General features: G+C 38.4%; 25 protein-coding genes and 3 pseudogenes. 25 read left to right on the plus strand and 3 right to left on the minus strand.

Annotated features, from left to right (window positions below; genetic code table 11):
• The first annotated feature begins 615 nt into the window (after nt 1–615).
• From rpsP to SMI_RS04190, 7 genes are all read left to right on the plus strand, one after another.
• Nucleotides 616–888 carry a 30S ribosomal protein S16 gene (gene rpsP / locus SMI_RS04160; RefSeq protein ID WP_000268760.1) on the plus strand — a complete coding sequence of 91 codons (273 nt, stop codon included), beginning with the start codon at nt 616–618 and terminating at the stop codon, nt 886–888.
• 19 nt (nt 889–907) lie between these two features.
• Nucleotides 908–1147: an RNA-binding protein KphA gene (gene kphA, locus SMI_RS04165; RefSeq protein WP_000379628.1), complete on the plus strand. Its 240-nt coding sequence runs from the start codon at nt 908–910 to the stop codon at nt 1145–1147.
• 44 nt (nt 1148–1191) lie between these two features.
• Complete coding sequence (locus SMI_RS04170; protein ID WP_012972493.1) at nt 1192–1524, plus strand: MazG nucleotide pyrophosphohydrolase domain-containing protein; 333 nt, start codon at nt 1192–1194, stop codon at nt 1522–1524.
• A 97-nt stretch (nt 1525–1621) separates the two neighbouring features.
• Nucleotides 1622–2410, plus strand: a complete 789-nt coding sequence (locus SMI_RS04175; protein ID WP_000821027.1) for an alpha/beta fold hydrolase — start codon at nt 1622–1624, stop codon at nt 2408–2410.
• A gap of 30 nt (nt 2411–2440) precedes the next feature.
• A complete protein-coding gene (gene rimM / locus SMI_RS04180; protein ID WP_001105905.1) occupies nt 2441–2959 on the plus strand; it encodes a ribosome maturation factor RimM in 519 nt (172 codons plus the stop codon).
• Nucleotides 2949–3668: a tRNA (guanosine(37)-N1)-methyltransferase TrmD gene (gene trmD / locus SMI_RS04185; RefSeq protein ID WP_000686918.1), complete on the plus strand. Its 720-nt coding sequence runs from the start codon at nt 2949–2951 to the stop codon at nt 3666–3668. Before rimM ends, trmD begins: the two co-directional genes overlap by 11 nt.
• Nucleotides 3669–3679: 11 nt before the next feature.
• Entirely contained in the window at nt 3680–4018 is a 339-nt protein-coding gene (locus tag SMI_RS04190; RefSeq protein WP_001196039.1) for an ATP cone domain-containing protein, read from the plus strand.
• Nucleotides 4019–4048: 30 nt separating this feature from the next.
• Here SMI_RS04190 and SMI_RS04195 read toward each other — a convergent pair whose 3' ends face one another.
• The gene (locus tag SMI_RS04195) at nt 4049–4369 is read right to left on the minus strand and encodes a hypothetical protein (RefSeq protein WP_001269557.1); all 321 of its coding nucleotides are present in this window, start codon (nt 4367–4369) and stop codon (nt 4049–4051) included.
• A 97-nt stretch (nt 4370–4466) separates the two neighbouring features.
• Here SMI_RS04195 and SMI_RS04200 point away from each other — a divergent pair.
• Nucleotides 4467–4681: pseudogene (locus SMI_RS04200) on the plus strand (YdbC family protein).
• A 53-nt stretch (nt 4682–4734) separates the two neighbouring features.
• On the opposite strand, the gene SMI_RS04205 reads toward SMI_RS04200, so the two are convergent.
• Nucleotides 4735–5271, minus strand: a complete 537-nt coding sequence (locus SMI_RS04205; protein WP_000709051.1) for a biotin transporter BioY — start codon at nt 5269–5271, stop codon at nt 4735–4737.
• A gap of 440 nt (nt 5272–5711) precedes the next feature.
• On the opposite strand from SMI_RS04205, the gene SMI_RS10990 reads away from it, so the two are divergent.
• From SMI_RS10990 to SMI_RS04225, 4 genes are all read left to right on the plus strand, one after another.
• Nucleotides 5712–6038: a hypothetical protein gene (locus SMI_RS10990; protein WP_164925552.1), complete on the plus strand. Its 327-nt coding sequence runs from the start codon at nt 5712–5714 to the stop codon at nt 6036–6038.
• A 66-nt stretch (nt 6039–6104) separates the two neighbouring features.
• Nucleotides 6105–8087: an ABC transporter permease gene (locus SMI_RS04215; RefSeq protein ID WP_000768914.1), complete on the plus strand. Its 1983-nt coding sequence runs from the start codon at nt 6105–6107 to the stop codon at nt 8085–8087.
• The gene (locus tag SMI_RS04220; protein ID WP_000151028.1) at nt 8084–8707 is read left to right on the plus strand and encodes an ATP-binding cassette domain-containing protein; all 624 of its coding nucleotides are present in this window, start codon (nt 8084–8086) and stop codon (nt 8705–8707) included. Before SMI_RS04215 ends, SMI_RS04220 begins: the two co-directional genes overlap by 4 nt.
• Nucleotides 8704–9204, plus strand: coding sequence for a hypothetical protein (locus SMI_RS04225; protein WP_000721120.1), 501 nt, complete (start codon nt 8704–8706; stop codon nt 9202–9204). Before SMI_RS04220 ends, SMI_RS04225 begins: the two co-directional genes overlap by 4 nt.
• Before the next feature lie 165 nt (nt 9205–9369).
• Here SMI_RS04225 and gor read toward each other — a convergent pair whose 3' ends face one another.
• Nucleotides 9370–10716: a glutathione-disulfide reductase gene (gene gor / locus SMI_RS04230; protein WP_001209599.1), complete on the minus strand. Its 1347-nt coding sequence runs from the start codon at nt 10714–10716 to the stop codon at nt 9370–9372.
• A 286-nt stretch (nt 10717–11002) separates the two neighbouring features.
• Here gor and SMI_RS04235 point away from each other — a divergent pair, with 286 nt between their 5' ends.
• From SMI_RS04235 to SMI_RS04290, 13 genes and pseudogenes are all read left to right on the plus strand, one after another.
• The gene (locus tag SMI_RS04235) at nt 11003–12211 is read left to right on the plus strand and encodes an efflux RND transporter periplasmic adaptor subunit (RefSeq protein ID WP_164925553.1); all 1209 of its coding nucleotides are present in this window, start codon (nt 11003–11005) and stop codon (nt 12209–12211) included.
• Nucleotides 12195–12896, plus strand: coding sequence for an ABC transporter ATP-binding protein (locus SMI_RS04240; RefSeq protein WP_000811475.1), 702 nt, complete (start codon nt 12195–12197; stop codon nt 12894–12896). Before SMI_RS04235 ends, SMI_RS04240 begins: the two co-directional genes overlap by 17 nt.
• 1 nt (nt 12897) lies before the next feature.
• Nucleotides 12898–14157: an ABC transporter permease gene (locus tag SMI_RS04245; RefSeq protein WP_001180390.1), complete on the plus strand. Its 1260-nt coding sequence runs from the start codon at nt 12898–12900 to the stop codon at nt 14155–14157.
• 123 nt (nt 14158–14280) lie between these two features.
• Nucleotides 14281–16278 carry a methionine--tRNA ligase gene (gene metG, locus SMI_RS04250; RefSeq protein ID WP_001291361.1) on the plus strand — a complete coding sequence of 666 codons (1998 nt, stop codon included), beginning with the start codon at nt 14281–14283 and terminating at the stop codon, nt 16276–16278.
• Nucleotides 16279–16427: 149 nt separating this feature from the next.
• Nucleotides 16428–17354, plus strand: coding sequence for an aldo/keto reductase (locus tag SMI_RS04255; protein ID WP_001269437.1), 927 nt, complete (start codon nt 16428–16430; stop codon nt 17352–17354).
• Between the two features lie 99 nt (nt 17355–17453).
• Nucleotides 17454–17690, plus strand: a complete 237-nt coding sequence (locus SMI_RS04260; RefSeq protein ID WP_000141913.1) for a DUF2829 domain-containing protein — start codon at nt 17454–17456, stop codon at nt 17688–17690.
• Nucleotides 17683–18381 carry a 3-oxoacyl-ACP reductase gene (locus tag SMI_RS04265; RefSeq protein ID WP_000198457.1) on the plus strand — a complete coding sequence of 233 codons (699 nt, stop codon included), beginning with the start codon at nt 17683–17685 and terminating at the stop codon, nt 18379–18381. Before SMI_RS04260 ends, SMI_RS04265 begins: the two co-directional genes overlap by 8 nt.
• A gap of 10 nt (nt 18382–18391) precedes the next feature.
• Nucleotides 18392–18871, plus strand: coding sequence for an NUDIX hydrolase (locus SMI_RS04270; protein WP_000403604.1), 480 nt, complete (start codon nt 18392–18394; stop codon nt 18869–18871).
• 7 nt (nt 18872–18878) lie between these two features.
• A complete protein-coding gene (locus tag SMI_RS04275) occupies nt 18879–19607 on the plus strand; it encodes a GNAT family N-acetyltransferase (RefSeq protein ID WP_012972495.1) in 729 nt (242 codons plus the stop codon).
• A gap of 90 nt (nt 19608–19697) precedes the next feature.
• On the plus strand, nt 19698–20255 hold the full coding sequence (locus tag SMI_RS04280; RefSeq protein WP_001003835.1) for a CYTH domain-containing protein: 558 nt from the start codon (nt 19698–19700) through the stop codon (nt 20253–20255).
• 12 nt (nt 20256–20267) lie between these two features.
• Nucleotides 20268–20471 (plus strand): annotated as a pseudogene (locus tag SMI_RS10755) (PEP-utilizing enzyme, TIM barrel domain protein); the annotation flags it as partial.
• Nucleotides 20413–20843 (plus strand): annotated as a pseudogene (locus SMI_RS04285) (ASCH domain-containing protein). The pseudogenes SMI_RS10755 and SMI_RS04285, both read left to right, overlap by 59 nt.
• Before the next feature lie 121 nt (nt 20844–20964).
• Nucleotides 20965–23511 carry a M1 family metallopeptidase gene (locus SMI_RS04290; RefSeq protein ID WP_001149096.1) on the plus strand — a complete coding sequence of 849 codons (2547 nt, stop codon included), beginning with the start codon at nt 20965–20967 and terminating at the stop codon, nt 23509–23511.
• Nucleotides 23512–23666 lie beyond the last annotated feature (155 nt).

Raw genomic sequence — 23666 nt, forward strand, 5'->3', positions numbered from 1 at the left:
AGCAAGAATTTTATGTGTCAATGTGGTAATTATTTGAAAAAATTTTTTAATAAAAGCCCTCGCTAGTCAAACAACTAAAGAATTATTTGAAGCAATCATCGGATTTGATTTGGATAGTTTCGTTAATAATATTTGATTATAAAAAATTTTTGGAAAATCTAGATACTGTATGAATCTCTATTTATTCTTAGACTGTTATAAAGTCTAAGAATAAGCTTTGTAGGTGTAGAAATTAATTTTTACAGAACTAAATTATTCCCCTATTTAGAATCTATTAATTCATATTTTATAACTTAATTAGTAGATATCGTTCTTAAAATCCTTGATGTTTCGCTTGGGAATGGGCTTGGGATTTAGGAGCCAAGCATCCAAATCTCGTTCAGGCGATATGAAAGGTTTGAGTTGATGGTCTTTATAAAATGTTTCTAATACTCTTCACGGATAGCCTCTTTCAAACTTTTATTTCCTATTCTAACAAATTTCTAAATGATTTAAGAATTTTATAGTCTGTCAAGTTTTTTTCTTGACACCTGCCAGAAATCTGCTATAATAGAACATGTGCTAAATAGCTCAGCTATTTCACCGAAATAAAAAATAAGAAAAGAGACTTTAAAAATGGCAGTTAAAATCCGTTTGACTCGTATGGGTTCTAAGAAAAAACCTTTCTACCGTATCAACGTAGCAGATTCACGTTCACCACGTGACGGACGTTTCATCGAAACAGTTGGAACTTACAACCCACTTGTTGCTGAAAACCAAGTAACTTTGAAAGAAGACCGCGTTCTTGCATGGTTGGCTGATGGAGCTCAACCTTCAGATACAGTACGTAACATCCTTTCAAAAGAAGGCGTATTGAAAAAATTCCACGATTCTAAATTCTCAAAATAAGTTTAAAGTAGGTTGACAGATGGATACGATTGAAAATCTCATTATTGCGATTGTGAAACCCTTGATTTCACAACCAGATACCTTAACTATCAAGATTGAAGATACACCAGAATTTTTGGAATATCATTTGGATCTTGATCAAAGCGATGTGGGTCGTGTAATCGGTCGTAAGGGTCGCACTATTTCTGCGATAAGAACGATTGTCTACTCTGTCCCAACTGAAGACAAAAAAGTAAGAATCGTTATTGACGAAAAATAAGAAGGGCGGGACGGATGTCTCGCTTTTTTTGCAAGGAGCAGGATATGAAGGATTTAACGTTTAGACAATTACAAGACTACTTACTCGAACATTACCAGCAGTCTCGAACTGAGGAAGGTCTCTTTATGAAGTTAGTGGAGGAAGTCGGAGAAGTAGCTGAGGTTTTGAATGGTCGTTCTGGTAGAAAAGAGGGCGTTCATAATTCTAACGAGGAACTAGCAAAAGAACTGGCTGATGTCATTCACTACACCGTCGCAATCGCAGCCATCAACCATATTGACCTTACCAAGACTATCTTTGAGAAAGACAAAACTGCAGCCATTAAGTACCAACATGAACGTGATTTGGAAGGATTTTTGAAGGGGGACGAGAGTTGATGTCCTCTTCCTCCAACTTGAGAAAATCCTTGGAACGTGTTAAAATAAAGGATAAGGATTTTTAATAATTCATTATATAGAACGAGTGGATTTCTTTATGAAGAGGATTGAAGTATCTACAGAAATTGGTAGTCTCTCTGTTACTTATCAAAAGCAAAAGAAAATGCTAGTTTGTTTAAGTGGCGCGGGTTTGCTACCAAGTTATGAAAATTTTTCACTTATACTTGAAAAACTTCCTCCTACAATTGGTTATTTGACAATTGATTTTCCGAACACAGGTAGGAGTCCGATTCATGACCAAGCTGGAAAAAATCTAGATAATCTTGTAGATGCGGTTTATGAAGTACTTGAAGAATTAGGGATTTCTGAATATATACTTTGTGTACATAGTTTGAGTGGAATTTTAGCTTGTAAATTGCTCAAGAAACCAATTAAGTGTCAGGCTTTAGTAGCAATGGAACCGACAACTAAAAAAGTCATGTTTGCTGATTTTTCAGAAAATCCTTATCCAGAAATGGAAGAGCAGATGAGGCTGATTGACGAGTATGGTCCTGAACTTTATTTTAAGAACTTAGCTCAAGCAACATTTAGCCCTGAAACTAATAAAAAAATCTGGGAAATAATGCAAGAAAAAGGTTCAGAGTTGGAAAATCAAGATTCAGGATTTCAGATATCTGGAGAGATTACTGAGGAAGATTTTGAGAATGTATCTATAGAATCTTATATCCCTGTATTTATCTTTTGTCAGCCTTATAGAGCAAAAGAGTACAGAGAATCAGAATATTGGACTTCCAATACTAAACTCATTTTAGGAGGGAATCACCATTATTTACAGTGGTCTGAATCCGAAAAAATTGCGACTATTATTCGAGAATTGTCAGAATAAGATGGAAAGAAGGAGACTATAGGAGACAAGATGAACTACTTTAATGTTGGGAAAATCGTCAATACGCAGGGATTGCAAGGTGAGATGCGAGTCTTGTCTGTGACAGATTTTGCAGAAGAACGGTTTAAAAAAGGGGCTGAGCTGGCCTTGTTTGATGAAAAAAATCAGTTTGTTCAAACAGTGACCATTGCTAGCCACCGTAAACAGAAGAACTTTGACATTATTAAATTCAAAGATATGTACCATATCAATGCTATCGAAAAGTACAAGGGATACAGTCTCAAGGTTGCTGAGGAAGATTTGAATGACCTAGACGATGGTGAATTTTATTATCACGAGATTATCGGTTTGGAAGTCTATGAGGGTGATAACTTGATTGGAACCATCAAGGAAATCTTGCAACCAGGTGCTAACGATGTCTGGGTTGTCAAGCGAAAAGGTAAACGTGACTTGCTCTTGCCTTATATCCCACCAGTGGTTCTCAATGTTGATATTCCAAATAACCGCGTCGATGTGGAAATCTTAGAAGGGTTAGACGATGAAGATTGATATTTTAACCCTCTTTCCAGAGATGTTCTCTCCACTGGAGCACTCAATCGTCGGAAAGGCTCGAGAAAAAGGGCTCTTGGATATCCAGTATCATAATTTTCGAGAAAATGCTGAAAAGGCCCGCCATGTAGATGATGAGCCCTACGGAGGTGGTCAGGGGATGTTGCTCCGAGCTCAACCCATTTTCGATGCCTTTGATGCTATTGAAAAGAAAAATCCGCGCGTCATTCTCCTAGACCCAGCTGGCAAGCAGTTTGATCAGTCTTATGCTGAGGATTTGGCTCAAGAGGAAGAGCTAATCTTTATCTGTGGTCACTACGAGGGCTATGATGAGCGCATTAAGACCTTGGTGACAGATGAGATCTCCCTGGGCGACTATGTCTTGACTGGTGGAGAATTGGCGGCTATGACCATGATTGATGCTACGGTACGCCTGATTCCAGAAGTGATTGGCAAGGAGTCTAGCCACCAAGATGATAGTTTTTCTTCAGGCCTTCTTGAATATCCTCAGTACACGCGTCCCTATGATTATCGAGGAATGGTCGTGCCAGATGTATTGATGAGCGGGCACCATGAAAAGATTCGTCAGTGGCGATTGTATGAGAGTTTGAAGAAAACCTATGAACGCAGACCGGATTTGCTTGAACATTATCAACTGACAGCAGAAGAAGAAAAAATGCTGGCAGAAATCAAAGAAAACAAAGAATAAAGGAGAAACCTATGCAAGTAATCAAACGTGATGGAGAAATTGCTGAATTTAATCCAGATAAGATTTACCAAGCTATCTTAAAGGCAGCCCAGACTGTCTATGTATTGACAGATGATTTGCGTCAAAACCTTGCACAAGTCACTAAGAAAGTGGTTTTGGATTTGGAAGAAGCCAAGGTGGAACGTGCTACCATCAGCATGATTCAGTCTTTGGTTGAACATCGTTTACTGGGAGCAGGTTACATTACCATCGCAGAACACTACATTTCCTATCGTCTACAACGTGACTTGGAAAGAAGTGGTTATGGAGATCATATCGCGGTTCATTTACATTTTGAACAAGTTCGCTAAGAAAAAAGAGTGGGATGAAGCAACTACATCTCACTCTTTCTTAAATCTATTTTTTTGGGCTGTTTGGACGGTTGAAGGGACAAATCGTAGACGTTGAATATCGCTTATGCGAATAATACGGGTCACATTTTTAGCAAAATTTTTCACGATAATTTGCTGGCGCTGCTGATCGTATTTGATGATGTCACCTGTAAAACTTGTCTCAGACAAGATAAGGTGAACAGCAGTTTGTTTCTGGATAGCCTCTTCAATAGTAGCTGTAAGGGAGTTGCTTTCAGTCTGGTCAGGTTGGTCATGTCCATTTAAAAAGTCATGTATTTTATCTAGAACTTGCTGGAATTTATATCTCATAGTGGCCTCCCTTCTTTTATACCATATTATATAAAATTTTCCTAAAATCTACAAGATTTTACGAATAAACTAATGAAAGCTAAAAAAGGAGAAGAAAATGGCAGAATTTACATTTGAAATTGAAGAGCACCTGTTGACTCTTTCTGAAAACGAAAAAGGTTGGACCAAGGAGATCAACCGTGTAGCTTTAATGGTGCTCCTGCAAAGTTTGATATTCGTGCTTGGAGCCCAGATCATACTAAAATGGGCAAAGGGATTACTCTTTCCAATGAAGAATTTCAAACAATGGTGGATGCCTTTAAAGGTAACTAAGTTTTCAAAATGAAAGAAAAGGATATTGAGTTATGACAACTCGATATCCTTTTTTAGTTAGCAAAGTAAGCTTGATTTTTAAGTCGTTGAAGTAGGGGACGACTAATAAAACTAATAGCCAGAAGTTTACCAAGGTCTGGAATGATAAAGGGAATGACCCCCACAACAAGAGCTTTTTCAAATGCCATTCCAGCAAGAAAATGTAAGCTGAGAATCCCGCCGACAAAGACAAGGGCATCACCCAAGAGGTTTGCAAGAAAAATCTTGACAATACCACTCTTGCTGTTGGTTAGAGAGGAAGTCAGTCCAGAGTAAACGAGATAAAACCAAAGATAGCCTGCAGTGGGGCCAACTAAGGCTTGAAAACCAGCTCCACCTCCTGCAAAGACAGGAAGACCGATAGCACCTAGAAGAAGATAGAGTCCAACAGAAAGTACAGCCTCTCTCGGTCTGAAGACAGTAGCAATCAAGCCGATTGCAAAGTTTTGCAGAGTGAAGGGGACGGGTCCAATTGGAAGACTGATTTGTGCCAAAACAGCAATGAGAGCAGCCCCAATAGCAGGGGTAGCATAAACGTGAGCTTTTTTCAAAATAGTTAACCTCTTTTATAATGTATAGTAACTATTATACTCATAGAGGAGTCATTGTCAACAAATTTTTAAAAACAAGGTAACAAAAAACTGTAACGGCCGATTTGATTCACAAGAGAAGTTGGATAATTGTTTTTTATCGATTTGTAAATCGCCTTTATAGATAATCCCATTTTATCAATAAAAAATATACTATAAATACTTGACAAACTAAAAAATAAGCGCTATAATAACAGATGTAAACGGATACATTTAGATATGTTCAATTTTAAAAGGAGGGGTAGTTATGAGATATTTTAACGACTCTAGATACCATAACGGTGATTAAAACCTAAATATAATCAATTCATATTAAAGTAATATGGAGGGACTAAAAAGGGACTATTATTTAATCTTCATCAAATATTTAAATTCAAGGAGAAGTAAAATGAAAAAAAAGAATTAGTAAGAAAGCATCTGTTTTTCTAGTTGCAAGTTTTTTCAGTTTTGGATTTGCTACTGTAGCTAGTGTTGTTAGTGCAACTACAGCACACCCTGCTCCAAGTCCCATTATTGATGTATGGGAATATGGTGTAAATGATAACTATGGTTATTCGAATTACTTTGTTAGTTCTCCAAATAATATTGGATCAAAATCTTCAGTAACGAATTTTTGGGGAACAGTTAAAGCTCAGGATAAAAAAGATTATGGATGGGCATATTCAAGTGCAACAAAATCTTGGAACGATGTTCGCTTAAATGCATATTGGGATTATTATAGATTTTAAAAAATAATTTATGAAAACAAGAGACCCAATTATAAAATAGGGTCTTTTGTAATATGGTAATTGCTTATGAAATTAAAATTATGTATCATTGGATTCTTCTTTTGTTTGATTGCTACAATTGGTCTGGTCACTATTAGTGATACCGAAATCCCCATACCTTTACCAATTGATGGTGCTTTTTCTATCCAAGGAAAAAGTAATCTTTCTAATAATGAAATATACGAAATGGTTCGTGACTTATCAAAAACGGAAAAGGTTACCATTTACAAGCCAATCGTTCAGAGTTCGGGTCAGTTGAAGTATGTAAATTTTGATGATGTAAATAATGAACAATTAAAGTCAGCACCAATAGTAGGGATGTATTACACACTTGGGAAAATGGATGTAGACAGTTTGAAACCACTTACGATGACTGGACTACAAACAGTATATATGGCTTATCCTTGGTATATAGGAGGAATATTACAATTTACTGGAACTTTAAGAATACTGTTAATGGGTTCCATTTACTTAACTTTATTAGTTGTTTTATTTGTTGTTAGGACGAGGCAGATCAAAGAAGGAGTGATACGACGTTCTTTGGGCTTGCCTGTATACGACCTTAGAAGAGAGTATGGCATTTCTCTTATTTTTGAACTGATTATGATGGCTTTATTGATGATTTCTTACAGTTCTTTTTTGGGTAATGGTTTCTTCACCTATAGTTCTAAGTTATTTTTCTCTCTGCTTTTAACGAATTTTATACTATTTCAAATCATTGATCTTATTACTTTTGTTTTATTTTGGTTGACGATTCAGATTGAAAAGCCCATTGAAATTATCAAAAACAAGGCAAAAAACAAGCTTATTTTTGTCGTATGGCTTGCTATTATTTCGCTTATCATCCTTGTCTCAGGAATTTTTTTACAAGAAACAAAGAGTAGTCAATCTAGTATTAACATACAGATACAGAATTTAGTACCATGGGACACAGTAAAAGACTGGAGAAGGATTGAATTCCTTGGAATTGAAAGTAACTCTGCTAAAAATGGAGAAGTTAGTGATTCAGATGGTAAGTATCTACAGATAGTTGCTGCCTTAAAAAACTTAGATTTTTTATATATAGAACGATCTTTGGCATATGTTCCAGATTTCATGAAAACTTCGCATGTTATAGAAAATTTTTCTAAACAATTAGAAAATGACGGGATAACGAATCCAGAAATAAATAAAGAGTTGATTTATATCAATCAAACAGGTGCTAACTTACAAAATAAAGTGAATGGAACAAACTATCATCTTTTAGATAATAAGATAGCAACCATCTATATTCCTGAGAAGTGGAAAGAAAACCAGAAATCTATTGAGAATACAGTTGTAGCAGAACAATTTATTGGAACAAATTATACAAAAGAACAGCTTGCAGTACAAATAATTCCTGATGGGGAAAAAATTTTTTATTTTAATGAGGATGCTGATAATAATCTTAAAATGAAAGATATTTTACCGCTGGCAAATGTAGCAGATAGCAAAGATAATATAGTTGTTGTGTTAGATACGGACAAAATGATGGAAAATAATAAGTTTTCTTTGGCTAGTAACATACTATATAAATCTCTTTTTAGTCCTGAAGCGGTAAAAAAAATAAATGAGATGACTGTCCCGTTGAATTTCTCAATGAATCCAGTAGATGTTTACCAAATTGTGAAATTAAAGATCCAATCCTTAGAGCACCAAATTCTACTATCACAAATCTTGCAGAAGATAATTTACAGTATTGTCTTTATACTCATTTATCAATATGTCCAACTTTTTATTACTCTAAAACAGAATGAATATGTGAAAAAAATCATTTTGGGTCTGTCAAAAACATATATAGCAATTTCAAGTCTCAAATATTTTATGATGACTATTACAATGGTTATTCTATTTACATTTCTTATGACAGGGCAAATAGAGTTGTTATATATTGGAGCGGCTTCTCTGCTAGTTTTGATGTTGTCAATCATAATGAGTTTTAGGAAATTATCTGAAAGCTACACTAAAATTTTAAAAGGAGATGAATCATGACAATTGACCTTTTGAACGTTTCAAAGAGTTTCGGCTCAAAGAAGATCTTTACAGACTTAAATTTAATATTTGAATCTGGAAAAAGCTATGCATTGATTGGAGGTTCTGGCTCCGGTAAAAGTACCCTTCTTAATATTATAGGAAGATTAGAAAAAATTGACAGTGGGAATGTTTTAGTTGATAAACAAGATATTTGGAAGATAAAAGAAAGAACTTTTTTTAAAAATACTGTTGGATATGTATTTCAGAATTATTCTTTAATAGATAACAAAACAGTATATGATAATCTGAGCCTTATCACTAAAGACAAAAAAACAATAACTGACGTACTTGAAAAAGTAGGACTGTCAAGTGACTATTTACATCAAAAAATATACGAATTGTCTGGTGGGCAGGCTCAACGTGTAGCTATTGCCAGAATGTTAATGAAACCACGTAAAATTATTTTAGCAGATGAGCCCACAGGAGCTTTAGATGGTGAGATTGGAAAAGAAATCATTCGTTTGTTATTAAATGAAAAAGATGAAGACAAATATGTTATAATAGCGACGCATGATCCAGCTGTCTATAACGAAGTTGATGTGATAATTGACATGAAAGATATAGGGTATAATGTATGAAAAAGATAATTTATATTGCTTTGATCTTTGTAGCTGGGTTACTTGCCTTCTTCTTTTTTGGAAAACAAATGATTACAAAAGAAAATACCATTAAACCAACGGTGGAGTTAACAGTCTATACGCTTTCTTCTAGTGATACAGAAAAATGGAATAAAGTGAAACAAGTAGAAACGGAAGAAGCTACATACTTCATAACTGTGAAAGAAGCAGAGTCTTCTGAAGAAGTATTTTCAAACATCATTGCAAATGGAGCTGCTACGGGGTTCGGAGTTCGTGAAGAAGAAGTGAAGAAATTCAATAATGGTTTAGGAGACACCATAGAGGACTCTAAGCATAATAAACTAATTGAAATAGAATTTTTTACTTTTTCTGATGATGGCGAGGGATTTGTGGTAGCAAACTTTGACTACGGTAAAGAAGAGTTGAATTCTCAGAAAAAAGATATAAAAGAGTTATATAAAAAAATATATGAATCTTTTAAAGAAAAGAATAAATGATTGTATTATAATCCTTGTATTTTGCTATGGTTTGTTAATTGATTTTTGCATATCTTACTTCAACATACTATAAAATAAAACATAAGAAAACGAGTATCTCCAACTACGGAAATACTCGCTTTTTGATATTTAGAAGTGTTTCTTGCTCTGCTTCTTTTATTTCGATTAACGCATGGTTACAAATTCTTCAGATGCAGTTGGGTGAATCGCCACAGTTGCATCAAAGTCAGCCTTGGTTGCTCCCATTTTGATAGCAACGGCAAATCCTTGAATCATTTCATCAACACCGTATCCAATTCCATGAAGTCCGACAACTTTTTCTTCTGAACCAGCTGTGATCAATTTGAAACGTGTTTCTTGACGGTTGTAAGTGCAAGCAGAGTACATAGAAGTAAAGCTTGATTTGTAAACCTTGATTTGGTCTTGACCGTATTCTTTAATAGCTTGTTCTTCTGTCAAACCAACAGTTCCGATAGCAGGGTGTGAAAAGACAACAGTTGGAATAGTTGAGTAGTCCATTTTTGCAGTAGTTTTTCCGTTAAAGAGACGTTCAGATAGGGTACGCCCAGCCTTGATTGCAACTGGAGTCAGTTCTTTTTCACCTGTTACATCACCTAGAGCGTAGATTCCTTCAACAACAGTATTTTGGTATTCATCCACTTGGATAAAGCCACGTTCGTTCAGGGTTACTCCAGCTTTTTCAAGTTGCAATCCCTTAACGTTTGGACGGCGACCAGTAGCCCAGATAACTTGGCTAGCTGTGTGACTGGTACCATCTTCGAAATGAATAGTAATGCCTTCAGCAGTTTTCTCTAATTTGACAGGGACTTTGTGAGTATGAAGGGGTAAGTTGGTTCTTTCCATTTCCTTGACCAAACCTTCAACGATGTAAGAGTCAAAACTACGTAAAGGACGATCGCGGCGAACAAAGAGGTCTGTCTTGACACCAAAAGTGTGGAGCACGCCAGCCAATTCAACGGCGATATAACCAGCGCCTAGAATAGCAGCTGACTCTGGCAATTCTTCCCAGGCAAATACATCATCAGAAGAGCCACCTAGCTCAGCACCAGGAATGTTTGGAATACTTGGATGAGCACCAGTAGCAATCACGATATGTTTAGCACGAATGAGTTCACCATTTACGCTGACAGTATGAGAATCTACAAATTCAGCATGACCTTCAATCAAGTCTACACCGTTACGTTTAAAACTGCCATCATAAGAAGAACGAGCGCGATCAATGTAGGCTTCACGATTGCGACGTAGGGTCGCAAAGTCAAAGTTAAGATTAGTAGTCTTAAAGCCGTAGTCTTCTCCAAATTGATGGAAAGTCTCAGCGATTTGCGCCCCGTACCACATGATTTTTTTCGGAACACAACCGACGTTGACGCAAGTTCCACCTAGTTTCTTTTCCTCAATAACGGCCGCTTTGGCTCCGTGTTCACCAGCACGGTTCATGGTAGCAATTCCTCCACTACCTCCACCGATAGCAATGATATCGTATTCTCTCATTGAAAACTCCTTTGTACTCTTTTAATAGTAGAGTGTCATTTTTGATAGTCATATTCTATCTTTTTTTTGATGTGATTGCAAAAATCTGCTACGTTCAAAAAAATTAAAGAAAAGGCTTGCAAAAAATAAAAATAAAGTGTATTATATATCTAGTACAATAACTAAACAAAAAATCCGAACAATAATCAAATCCTGAAATGTCATTATTTCGTTCTGAACTGTTATTGTTTATATTTGCTAATTTTTGTATAATATTGTTAAGAACTTTAAATCAAAAAGGAGTTTCATTATGAAAAAGAATGGTAAAACTAAAAAGTGGCAATTGTATGCAGCAATCGGTGCTGCCAGTGTAGTTGTATTAGGTGCTGGGGGGATTTTGCTCTTTAGACAACCATCTCAGACCGCTGTAAAAGATGAAGCTACTCATCTTGTTGTTGCTAAGGAAGGAAGCGTGGCATCCTCTGTTTTATTGTCAGGGACAGTAACAGCAAAAAATGAACAATATGTTTATTTTGATGCTAGTAAGGGAGATTTAGATGAAATCCTTGTTTCTGTGGGGGATAAGGTCAGCGAAGGGCAGGCTTTAGTCAAGTACAGTAGTTCAGAAGCCCAGGCGGCCTATGATTCAGCGAGTCGAGCAGTAGCTAAGGCAGATCGTCATATCAACGAACTCAATCAAGCACGAAATGAAGCTGCTTCAGCTCCGGCTCCACAGTTACCAGCGTCAGCAGTAGGAGAAGGTGTTGCAGCGCAAGCTCCAGCTCCAGTCTCAGGAAATTCAGTTTCATCTATTGATGCACAACTGGGTGATGCTCGTGATGCTCGTGCAGATGCAGCAGCGCAATTAAGCAAGGCTCAAAGTCAGTTGGATGCAATGACGGTTCTCAGTACCTTAGAGGGAACTGTGGTCGAAGTCAACCGTAATGTTTCTAAATCTCCAACTGGAGCTAGCCAGGTGGTAGTTCATGTCGTTAGCAATGAAAACTTGCAAGTTAAGGGTGAACTATCTGAATATAACCTTGCCAACCTCTCTGTAGGGCAAGAAGTAACCTTTACTTCTAAAGTTTACCAAGATAAGAGCTGGACTGGTAAGATTAGCTACATTTCTGACTACCCTAAAAACAATGGTGAAGCAGCAAGTGCAGCTACTGCCGCAGCAGGTGGTAATTCTGGTTCTAAATATCCATATACCATCGATGTTACAAGTGAAATCGGTGACTTGAAACAAGGATTCTCAGTAAGTGTTGAGGTTAAGAATAAGAGTAAAGCCATTTTGGTTCCTCTAACAAGTGTTGTGACTGAAAATGATAAGAACTATGTCTGGGTGCTTGACGAGCAGAAAAAGGCCAAGAAAGTGGAAGTTGGTTTGGGCAATGCTGATGCAGACAACCAAGAAATCACTTCAGGTCTGACAAATGGAGTCAAGGTCATCAGTAACCCAACGTCTTCTCTAGAGGAAGGAAAAGAGGTGAAGGCTGATGAAGCAACTAATTAGTCTAAAAAATATCTGCAGAAGTTACCGTAACGGTGACCAAGAACTGCAGGTACTCAAAAATATTAACCTTGAAGTGAATGAGGGTGAATTCGTTGCTATCATGGGACCATCAGGTTCTGGTAAGTCTACGCTGATGAATACGATTGGCATGTTGGATACACCAACCAGTGGTGAGTATTATCTTGAAGGCCGAGAAGTAGCTGGACTTGGTGAAAAACAACTAGCCAAGGTCCGTAACCAACAAATTGGTTTTGTCTTTCAGCAGTTCTTTCTTCTATCCAAACTTAATGCTCTGCAAAATGTAGAATTGCCCTTGATTTACGCAGGAGTTTCGGCTTCAAAACGTCGCAAGTTAGCTGAGGAATATCTAGATAAGGTTGAATTGACTGAGCGTAGTCACCATTTACCTTCGGAATTATCTGGTGGTCAAAAGCAACGTGTGGCTATTGCGCGTGCCTTGGTAAACAATCCTTCTATTATCTTAGCAGACGAACCAACAGGAGCCTTGGATACCAAAACAGGTAACCAAATTATGCAACTATTGGTTGAACTAAATAAAGAAGGAAAAACCATTATCATGGTAACGCATGAGCCTGAGATCGCTGCTTATGCCAAACGCCAGATTGTCATTCGAGATGGAGTTATTTCATCTGATAGTGCGCAGTTAGAAAAGGAGGAAAACTAAGATGCAGAATCTGAAATTTGCCTTTTCATCTATCATGGCTCACAAGATGCGCTCTTTTCTCACTATGATTGGGATTATCATTGGTGTTTCATCAGTTGTTGTGATTATGGCTCTGGGAGATTCCATGTCTCGTCAGATCAATAAAAATATGACCAAGTCACAGAAGAATATCCATGTCTTTTTCTCACCTATTAAAAGTAAAGATGGTTCTTTTACCCAAAAGCAATCAGCTTTGACAGTTTCTGGGAAAGAAGAGGAAGTTCATGTTGAACCACCAAAACCACAAGAATCCTGGGTTAGGGAGGCGGCTAAACTCAAAGGGGTGGATAGTTACTATGTAACCAACTCAACAAATACTACCTTGTCTTATAAAGATAAAAAAGTGGAGCGCGCTAGCTTGACAGGTGGGAATATTACCTACATGAAGGCAGTTGAAAATGAAATTGTTGCAGGCCGCAGTCTCATAGCTCAGGATTATAAAGATGTGGCCAGTGTCATTTTACTAGACCAAGAACTTGCTAATAGCCTGTTTGGATCTGCTCAAGAAGCTATTAACCAGGTTATAGATGTTGGTGGCTTTAGCTATCGTGTCATTGGTGTCTATACCAGCGATGAGGCCAAGACTGCCAAGACTTTTGGTATTGGTGGACTTCCAATCACGACTAATATTTCTCTTGCCAACAACTTCAATATGGATGAAATTTCTGATATTGTCTTCCGTGTCAATGATACTAGTTTGACACCTACGGTGGGACCAGAATTAGCTAGAAAATTGACCGAGATTGCCGGCCTTCAGCAAGGGGAGTATCAGGTGGCAGATGCGACTGCAGCCTTCCAAGAAGTACAACAACTTTTTGGATTTATAACTACGATTATTAGTGCCATCGCAGGAATTTCTCTCTTTGTTGGAGGGACTGGTGTTATGAACATCATGCTGGTTTCGGTGACAGAGCGTACTCGTGAGATTGGTCTCCGTAAGGCCTTGGGTGCAACACGTGCTAATATTTTAATCCAGTTTTTGATTGAATCCATGATTTTGACCTTGCTTGGGGGAGCTATTGGTCTAACCATTGCGACAGGCTTAACCGCTATAGCTGGCCTACTTTTACAAGGTTTGATTGCGGGTATAGAAGTAGGAGTATCAATCCCAGTTGCCCTATTTAGTCTTGCAGTTTCGGCTAGTGTTGGTATGATTTTTGGAGTCTTGCCAGCCAACAAGGCATCGAAACTTGATCCAATTGAAGCCCTTCGATATGAATAAGATCAACAAGATGGACACTTGTCTATCTTGTTTTTGTATAGATTTCCCTATCGAAAATCCTTAAAAATGTGATATAATGAAGTGTTAGAAAAACAGGTTTCATTTGCCTGGAAAGGAAAAATTATGTCTGAAAAGAATTTTTATATTACAACGCCGATTTACTATCCATCTGGTAAACTGCATATCGGATCTGCCTACACAACCATCGCTTGTGATGTCCTAGCACGTTACAAACGCCTGATGGGCTACGATGTCTTTTATTTGACAGGTCTTGATGAGCATGGTCAAAAGATTCAACAAAAAGCAGAAGAAGCTGGAATCACCCCTCAAGCCTATGTTGATGGGATGGCAGTTGGAGTCAAAGAACTCTGGCAATTACTCGATATCTCATACGATAAATTCATCCGTACAACTGATGACTACCATGAAAAAGTTGTAGCACAAGTCTTTGAGCGCTTACTTGCTCAAGATGATATCTATTTGGGTGAATACTCTGGTTGGTACTCAGTATCAGATGAGGAATTCTTTACAGAAAGCCAGCTTGCAGAAGTATTCCGTGATGAAGCTGGAAATGTGACGGGTGGTATCGCTCCATCAGGTCACGAGGTTGAATGGGTATCTGAAGAATCATATTTCCTTCGTCTCAGTAAATACCAAGACCGTTTGGTCGAATTTTTCAAAGCTCATCCTGAATTCATCACTCCAGATGGTCGTCTGAATGAAATGCTTCGCAACTTCATCGAGCCAGGTTTAGAGGATTTGGCAGTTTCTCGTACAACCTTTACATGGGGAGTGCCTGTCCCATCAAATCCAAAACACGTTGTCTATGTTTGGTTTGATGCTCTTCTCAACTATGTGACAGCTCTTGGCTACGATCAAGACGAACACGCTAACTTTGACAAGTTCTGGAACGGAACCGTCTTCCACATGGTTGGGAAAGATATCCTTCGTTTCCACTCCATCTACTGGCCAATCTTGCTCATGATGCTCGATATCAAGTTGCCAGAACGTTTGATTGCTCATGGTTGGTTTGTCATGAAAGACGGCAAAATGTCTAAGTCTAAAGGGAATGTCGTTTACCCTGAAATGTTGGTAGAGCGTTATGGGCTAGATCCACTTCGTTACTACCTCATGCGTAGCCTTCCTGTTGGTTCAGACGGAACCTTCACTCCAGAGGACTATGTAGGACGTATCAACTATGAATTGGCAAATGACCTCGGAAACCTCCTCAACCGTACGGTTTCAATGATTAACAAGTACTTTGATGGTCAAATCCCTGCCTATGTAGAAGGTGTAACAGACTTTGACAATGCTCTTGCTCAAGTAGCTGCTGAATCAATTGCTGACTACCATACACACATGGAAGCAGTTGACTACCCACGTGCCCTTGAAGCAGTCTGGACTCTGATCTCTCGTACCAATAAATACATCGATGAGACAGCTCCATGGGTCTTGGCAAAGGATGAAGCACTCCGCGATCAATTGGCAAGTGTCATGAGTCACTTGGCAGCCAGTCTGCGTGTCGTTGCTCACTTGATTGAGCCATTTATGATGGAAACCAGTCGCGCGGTCTTGACTCAACTTGGCTTGGAAGAAGTAGCAAGCCTTGAGAACTTGAAATTGGCTGATTTCCCTGCAGATGTGACTGTAGTTGCTAAGGGAACACCAATCTTCCCACGTCTGGATATGGAAGAAGAAATCGCCTATATCAAGGAACAAATGGAAGGTAACAAACCAGCTGTCGAAAAAGAATGGAATCCAGATGAAGTTGAACTCAAACTAAACAAGGAAGAAATCAAGTTTGAAGACTTTGACAAGGTCGAAATCCGTGTCGCAGAAGTCAAAGAAGTGTCTAAAGTAGAAGGTTCAGATAAGTTGCTTCAATTCCGATTAGATGCTGGTGATGGTGAAGATCGTCAAATCCTCTCAGGAATTGCAAAATACTATCCAAATGAACAAGAATTGGTCGGCAAGAAAGTCCAAATCGTTGCCAACCTCAAACCACGCAAGATGATGAAAAAATATGTCAGCCAAGGGATGATCCTCTCAGCTGAACATGATGGACAATTAACCCTTCTCACAGTTGATCCAGCTGTACCAAACGGAAGTGTGATTGGGTAAAAATAGAGGCTCTATAATATTTGAATCTTTCTCTTTTTCCGTGGGTTTAAGAAGATAAAATGGAGTGAAATATAGTCAAAAAGCCGTTGCAAAACGGTTTTTTGTTATAATGAAGGGAAGAATGTTAGAAATTTAAGGAGAAAAATTTGATGAGATACATAACTATTGGTCAAGATGACAAAGAATTATCAGAAATTGTTCTCGGAATGATGAGAATAGAAGATAAGTCTGTAAAAGAAGTTGAAGAGCTTGTAGAAACAGCACTTTCTGTTGGAATCAATGCTTTCGACTTGGCTGATATATATGGTCGTGGTCGTTGTGAAGAACTGTTAGGTCTTGTCCTAAAAAATCGTCCAGATTTAAGAGAAGAGATGTGGATTCAGTCAAAATGTGGCATTCGCATTGAAGAATTTACCTATTTTGATTTTTCTAAGGACTATATTATAAAATCAGTTGACGGAATTTTGCAAAGATTGAAGATTGATCATCTAGATAGCTTGCTCCTTCATCGACCAGATGCTTTGATGGAATCTGACCAAGTAGCAGAAGCCTTTGATCTTCTTTATAAACAAGGTAAAGTTCGAGATTTTGGAGTTTCTAATCAAAATCCTATGATGATGGAGTTGCTTAAAAAAGATGTCAAGCAGCCGTTAGCTGTTAATCAGCTACAATTAAGTGCAGCTTTTACACCAGGATTCGAATCAAGTTTTCATGTTAATATGGAAGATAGTCAAGCAGCTATGCGAGATGGCAGCATTTTTGAATATTGCAAATTACACGATGTGGTCATTCAAGCATGGTCTGTCTTACAATTCGGGTATTTTAAAGGGAATTTTGTTGGAAATGAGAAATTTCAAGCTTTAAATCAAGTACTTGATCGTTTAGCTTTTAAATATGGAGTAACCCCTTCGACCATTGCCATTTCTTGGATATTGCGTTATCCAGCAAAAATGCAGGCAGTCGTAGGTACAACAAATCCTAAGCATTTGAGAGAAGTTAGCCAAGCGACAAACTTTAGCTTAACAAGAAAAGAATGGTATGAAATTTATCTTGCTGCAGGGAATAATTTGCCGTAAGTAGAAGCAGATGTAAATAAATCACAGTCAAAAAGCCGTTGTAAAGCGGTTTTTTTGTTATAATGAAGGGGAGAATTATTGATATTAAAGGAGAAAAACATGACATTTGAAGAAATTCTGCCTGGGTTAAAGGCTAAGAAAAAATATGTACGTACTGGATGGGGAGGTGCTGAAAACTATGTGCAGCTTTTTGATACCATTGAACAAAACGGGGTTGCACTTGAAGTGACGCCCTACTTCCTAATTAACGTGTCTGGAGAAGGAGAAGGTTTTTCCATGTGGAGTCCGACACCTTGTGATGTTTTGGCGACGGATTGGGTAGAAGTGCATGACTAGACGTGTACTCATTACAGGAGTGAGTTCAGGAATTGGACTAGCTCAGGCTCGACTTTTTTTAGAGAAGAGCTATCAAGTTTATGGAGTTGACCAAGGTGAAAATCCACTCTTAGAGGGTGATTTCCACTTTCTACAGAGAGATTTGACCTTGGACTTAGAGCCTATTTTTGACTGGTGTCCTAGGGTGGATGTTTTGTGCAATACTGCTGGAGTTTTGGATGATTACAAGCCACTTTTGGAACAAACGGCGCAGGAAATTCAAGAGATTTTTGAAATCAACTATATGACTCCTGTTGAGTTGACTCGCTATTACTTGACACAAATGCTGGAGAATAAAAAAGGGACCATTATCAATATGTGCTCCATTGCTTCGAGCCTAGCAGGTGGGGGTGGTCACGCCTATACTTCCTCTAAGCATGCCTTGGCTGGCTTTACCAAGCAGCTAGCTATAGACTATGCAGAAGCTGGGATTCAGATCTTTGGTATCGCTCCAGGAGCAGTCAAGACAGCTATGACAGCTGCGGACTTTGAGCCAGGTGGCTTGGCTGACTGGGTTGCTAGTGAAACACCCATCAAACGCTGGATTGAACCAGAGGAAGTGGCAGAAGTCAGTCTCTTTTTGGCCAGCGGAAAGGTCTCTGCCATGCAAGGACAAATCTTGACAATAGATGGTGGCTGGTCTTTGAAGTAGGAGGAGTTGGATGGAAATCAAAAATCATTTTGGAGTCTATGCTGTTTGCTTTGAAAATGGGAAGTTACTCTGCATTGAAAAAACGAGAGGCCCTTATCAACATCGGTATGATCTACCTGGAGGCGGTCAGCAACTTGGTGAAGGACTGACGGAAACGCTGACTAGAGAAGTTATGGAAGAGACGGGATTTACTGTTAGAAGCTACTCTAATCCTCGAATCTACGATGTTTTCGTCAGGGAAGAGTTAAAAAATTTTATGGTTCACCATGTCATGGCCTTGTATGATGTTGAAATGAATGAGAGTGCACCTCAAGTTACGACTTCGGAAGCTGTGTCTGATGGTGCGAATGATTCACTAGGATATATTTGGATGGATATTCAAGAAATCACAGAAGAAAATGCATCGCCACTAGTCTTGAAGGTTAAGTCTGAATTATTAGGATTTCCAGAACTGGACAAGACTTCTTACATGAATTGGAAGGTGAAGTAGGGGGATAATGGAACTATTTAAAACATGGAAGAAAAATATGGTTCTCTATGGTCTTAAATCTCAAATCGGAACTGTCTACCGAAACAGTGATAGGACAACAAGCTTTTATGATGTTGGGAATTTTCTATACCTAGCAGGGGAGTTGGATTCCAGATTTTGGGAAGATTTTGTTAGGAAATATGGTTTAGATTATAAGATTATTATTTCAGAAAATACCAATTGGCAAGATTTTCTGCATCGGAAAGTGGAGCTAATTTCTTTTACTCGTTATTCTTTTAAAGATAAGGAAAATTTTCAAGTTGAATTTCTAAATAATCTAGTTAGTCAGTTAGAGGAAGATTACAATATTGTGCCTATTGATAATCATATTTATGACAGTTTTTCTGAGGAAGAATGGTCACAAGATTTACAGGGGGATTTTGAGTCCTATCAGGATTTTGTTTTAAAAGGTGGATTTGGCTTTGTGATTCTTAAAAATAATGAACTGATTGCTGGGATTTCCTCAGGGTTAGTTTACCGTGGAGCAGTTGAAGTGGAAGTTGCTACTAGACCAAACGAACAAGGAAATGGATTTGCTAAAAAACTTGGTGCTGCAATGATTCTAGAGAGTTTAAATAGAGATATGTTTCCACTTTGGGATGCTCATAACGAGGCCTCCAAAAAAGTAGCAGAATTTTTAGGATATGAGTTAGTTGAACCTTATGAAGCTTTTGAACTAGAGGAAAGTTTAATATAATGATATCTGATATTGTATCTTTTAAGACGAGGTGAATGGACATGCAATATCAACTGGCTCTTAGTGGAGAAAAAATGAGAGGTAAAATAAATGAATGAATTAGAAGTTAGATTCGAACTCAACGATGAGAGGGATTATAATAAGGCGATTTCATATTTAGAAAAATCTTATAAATTTAAGTGTGAAAATAAGCAAGTTGATGAATATTTTAAAACAAAAGGAAAAGAATTTGAAAATGATGAGGTAGGCAGCTTTATTTACAGAATTCGTCAGGAAAATGACGATATAGCCTGTATTTTCACAAGAAAAGATACGATAAAACAAGGAATGTGGAGAGAAAGTGAAATAGAGTTGGAATCTGAAAAATTAGAATTTGTAAGGAATATCTTGCAAGATGGTTTTTCAAATATTTTCACAATCAGTAAATATAGAAAAACTTATCATGACGCATTAGAAAATAAAACGATTAATCTAGATAAGATTGATGGTCTTGGATTTTATCTTGAAATAGAGATTTTAGGAGATTTTTCAAAAGAAGATTATAATCATTTTTATGATAAAATGTGCGGAGAGTTCTCGTTTTTAAATTCAAAAATAGAAACAAAGGGCTATGTCCAATTAATGAGAGAAAAAAATGGACGTAATTGAAATTATCAAATAGCTTTCATACAAAAAATGAATCAGATGAGTATCGAATGCATTCTCCATTACAGCTCTATTCCGGAGATTTTTGATTTAGAAATTGACCATCCAGATCATCTTAAACACATAAAAGAAGAAAGTAAAAAATTACAAAGGAGCACCTATGACACCGCAAGAAATGTGGAATGCCTACAAGAAAATCAATCCTTCGATTGGAGATGAAATCGATGCTTGGGCTTTTGGAGTGGAACCAGACCTTTTAGCAGATTTGGTTTTAAGAGGTGAAAAGACTGCAACAGCATCAGCCTACGACCTCTATGCACTAGAAGCCGAGTCTCTTCCTCAAGAAGGAACTTTTGATGTCATTTTAGATAGTCAAAATCAGGCTGTCTGTATTGTCGAAATTACAAAGGTTTCTGTCCAGCCCTTCAATCAAGTTTCTGCTTTAAGGAAGGGGAAGGTGACAAATCCCTAGCTTATTGGCGTCAGGTTCATGAGGATTGTTTCGCCGAGTGGCTGAGAGAAGCAGGACTGACTTTTACACCTGAAAGCAAGGTTGTTTTAGAAGAATTTCGCAAGGTCTACCCACTGTAGACTATTAGAAGGAAGAAAGTTTTGGAAATCGCCGTTCAATCCTTTTTTCTCAAGCAAAACATGATATAATAAGTTTGTTTGAAGAAGAGCCTTAGCTCTTAAACTTAGATAGGAGAAAATTATGCAAGCAGTTGAACATTTTATTAAGCAATTTGTTCCTGAACATTATGATTTATTTTTAGACTTGAGTCGTGAGACCAAGACGTTTTCTGGGAAGGTGACCATCACTGGTCAAGCACAGAGTGACCGTATTTCCCTCCACCAAAAAGACTTGGAAATCGCTTCTGTAGAAGTTGCAGGTAAAGCTCGTCCATTTACAGTTGACCATGATAATGAAGCCCTTCATTTTGAACTTGCAGAAGCAGGTCAAGTTGAAGTGGTTATCTCTTTCTCAGGAAAAATCACAGATAACATGACAGGGATTTATCCTTCATACTACACAGTTGATGGAGTGAAAAAGGAAGTCTTGTCTACTCAGTTCGAGAGCCACTTTGCGCGCGAAGCTTTCCCATGTGTGGATGAGCCAGAAGCCAAAGCAACCTTTGACCTCTCTCTATGTTTTGACCAAGCAGAAGGTGAATTGGCCTTGTCTAATATGCCAGAAATCGATGTTGAAAACCGTAAGGAAACAGGTATCTGGAAGTTTGAGACAACACCTCGCATGTCTTCTTACTTGTTAGCCTTTGTTGCGGGTGATTTGCAAGGTGTGACGGCTAAAACTAAAAACGGTACCCTCGTAGGTGTTTATTCAACCAAAGCTCATCCACTATCAAACCTTGATTTCTCACTGGATATCGCTGTTCGCTCTATCGAGTTTTACGAAGATTACTATGGAGTTAAGTACCCAATTCCTCAATCTCTCCACATCGCCCTTCCTGACTTCTCAGCTGGAGCTATGGAAAACTGGGGTCTTGTGACCTACCGTGAAGTTTGCTTAATTGTAGATGAAAATTCATCAGTAGCCAGCCGCCAACAAGTTGCCCTTGTTGTGGCACATGAATTGGCTCACCAATGGTTTGGAAACCTCGTGACTATGAAATGGTGGGATGATCTTTGGCTCAATGAAAGTTTTGCCAACATGATGGAGTACGTCTGTGTGGATGCTATTGAACCAAGTTGGAACATCTTTGAAGATTTCCAAACAGGTGGAGTACCTCTTGCTCTTGAACGTGACGCGACTGATGGCGTACAGTCTGTTCACGTCGAAGTCAAACACCCAGATGAAATCAATACGCTCTTTGATGGCGCTATCGTCTATGCCAAAGGAAGCCGTCTCATGCACATGCTTCGCCGTTGGCTAGGAGATGCTGATTTTACTAAAGGTTTGCACGCCTACTTTGAAAAACATCAGTACAGCAACACCATTGGTCGTGACCTTTGGGATGCCCTTGGTCAAGCGTCTGGACGTGATGTCGCATCCTTCATGGATTCTTGGTTGGAACAACCTGGTTATCCAGTTCTCACTGTCAAAGTTGAAAATGATGTCTTGAAGATCTCACAAAAACAATTCTTTATCGGTGAGCACGAAGACAAGAACCGTCTCTGGGTGGTGCCACTCAATAGTAACTGGAAAGGCTTGCCTGATACACTCGAAACTGCAAGCATCGAAATTCCTGGCTACGCAGCCCTTCTTGCTGAAAATGAAGGAGCTCTTCGTCTCAACACTGAAAATACAGCCCACTACATTACCGACTATCAAGGAGACTTGTTAGATGCTATTCTTGCTGAACTAGTTGAGCTTGATAACACAAGCAAATTGCAAATCGTCCAAGAACGTCGTTTGCTTGCTGAGGCAGGGTACATTTCTTATGCTGACTTGCTCCCAGTTCTTGATAAACTTGCTAAGGAAGAATCTTACCTTGTCGTTTCAGCTGTTTCTGAAGTAATTTTTGCCCTCGATCGCTTTATCGATGAAGGAACAGAAGCTGAGACAGCCTTCAAAGCATTGGTTGCTAAATTGGCTCGTCATAACTATGACCGTCTTGGTTTTGAAGCTAAAGACGGAGAATCAGATGAGGATGAATTGGTTCGTCAGCTGGCTGTTTCTATGATGATTCGCTCAAATGATGCAGAAGCTAGTCAAGTCGCTAGCCAAATTTTCGCAACACACAAGGAGAATCTTGCAGGACTCCCAGCAGCTATTCGTTCACAAGTTCTGATCAATGAAATGAAACATCATGAGACCAAAGACTTGTTAGCACTTTATCTTGATTCTTATACTCACGCAACAGATGCTGTCTTTAAACGTCAGTTGGCCGCGGCTCTTGCCTACAGTATAGATGCGGACAATATCCAAACCTTGATTGCTTCTTGGAAGGACAAATTTGTGGTGAAACCGCAGGATTTGTCTGCTTGGTATTACCAATTCCTAGCTCATCAAGCAACTCAGGAAACAGCTTGGTCTTGGGCGCGTGAAAACTGGGCTTGGATTAAGGCAGCCCTTGGAGGAGATATGAGCTTTGATAGCTTTGTTATCCTTCCTGCTCATGTATTTAAAACTCAGCAACGCTTGGCAGAGTACAAGGAATTCTTTGAGCCACAACTTTCTGACCTTGCTCTTAGCCGTAACATCGGTATGGGAATCAAGGAAATTGCAGCGCGTGTTGACTTGATTAACCGTGAAAAAGCTGCAGTCGAAGCAGTCGTTCTTCAATACGGAACTAAATAATTAAGACTAAATAAAAGAAAACTCAGCTATCTCATGTAATACTCTTCGAAAATCTCTTCAAACCACGTCAGCGTCGCCTTGCCGTAGGTATGGGTACTGACTTCGTCAGTTCTATCCACAACCTCAAAGCAGTGCTTTGAGCAACCTGCGGCTAG

Origin of the sequence: Streptococcus mitis B6 (assembly GCF_000027165.1) — a bacterium.
GTDB lineage: Bacteria > Bacillota > Bacilli > Lactobacillales > Streptococcaceae > Streptococcus > Streptococcus mitis_AR.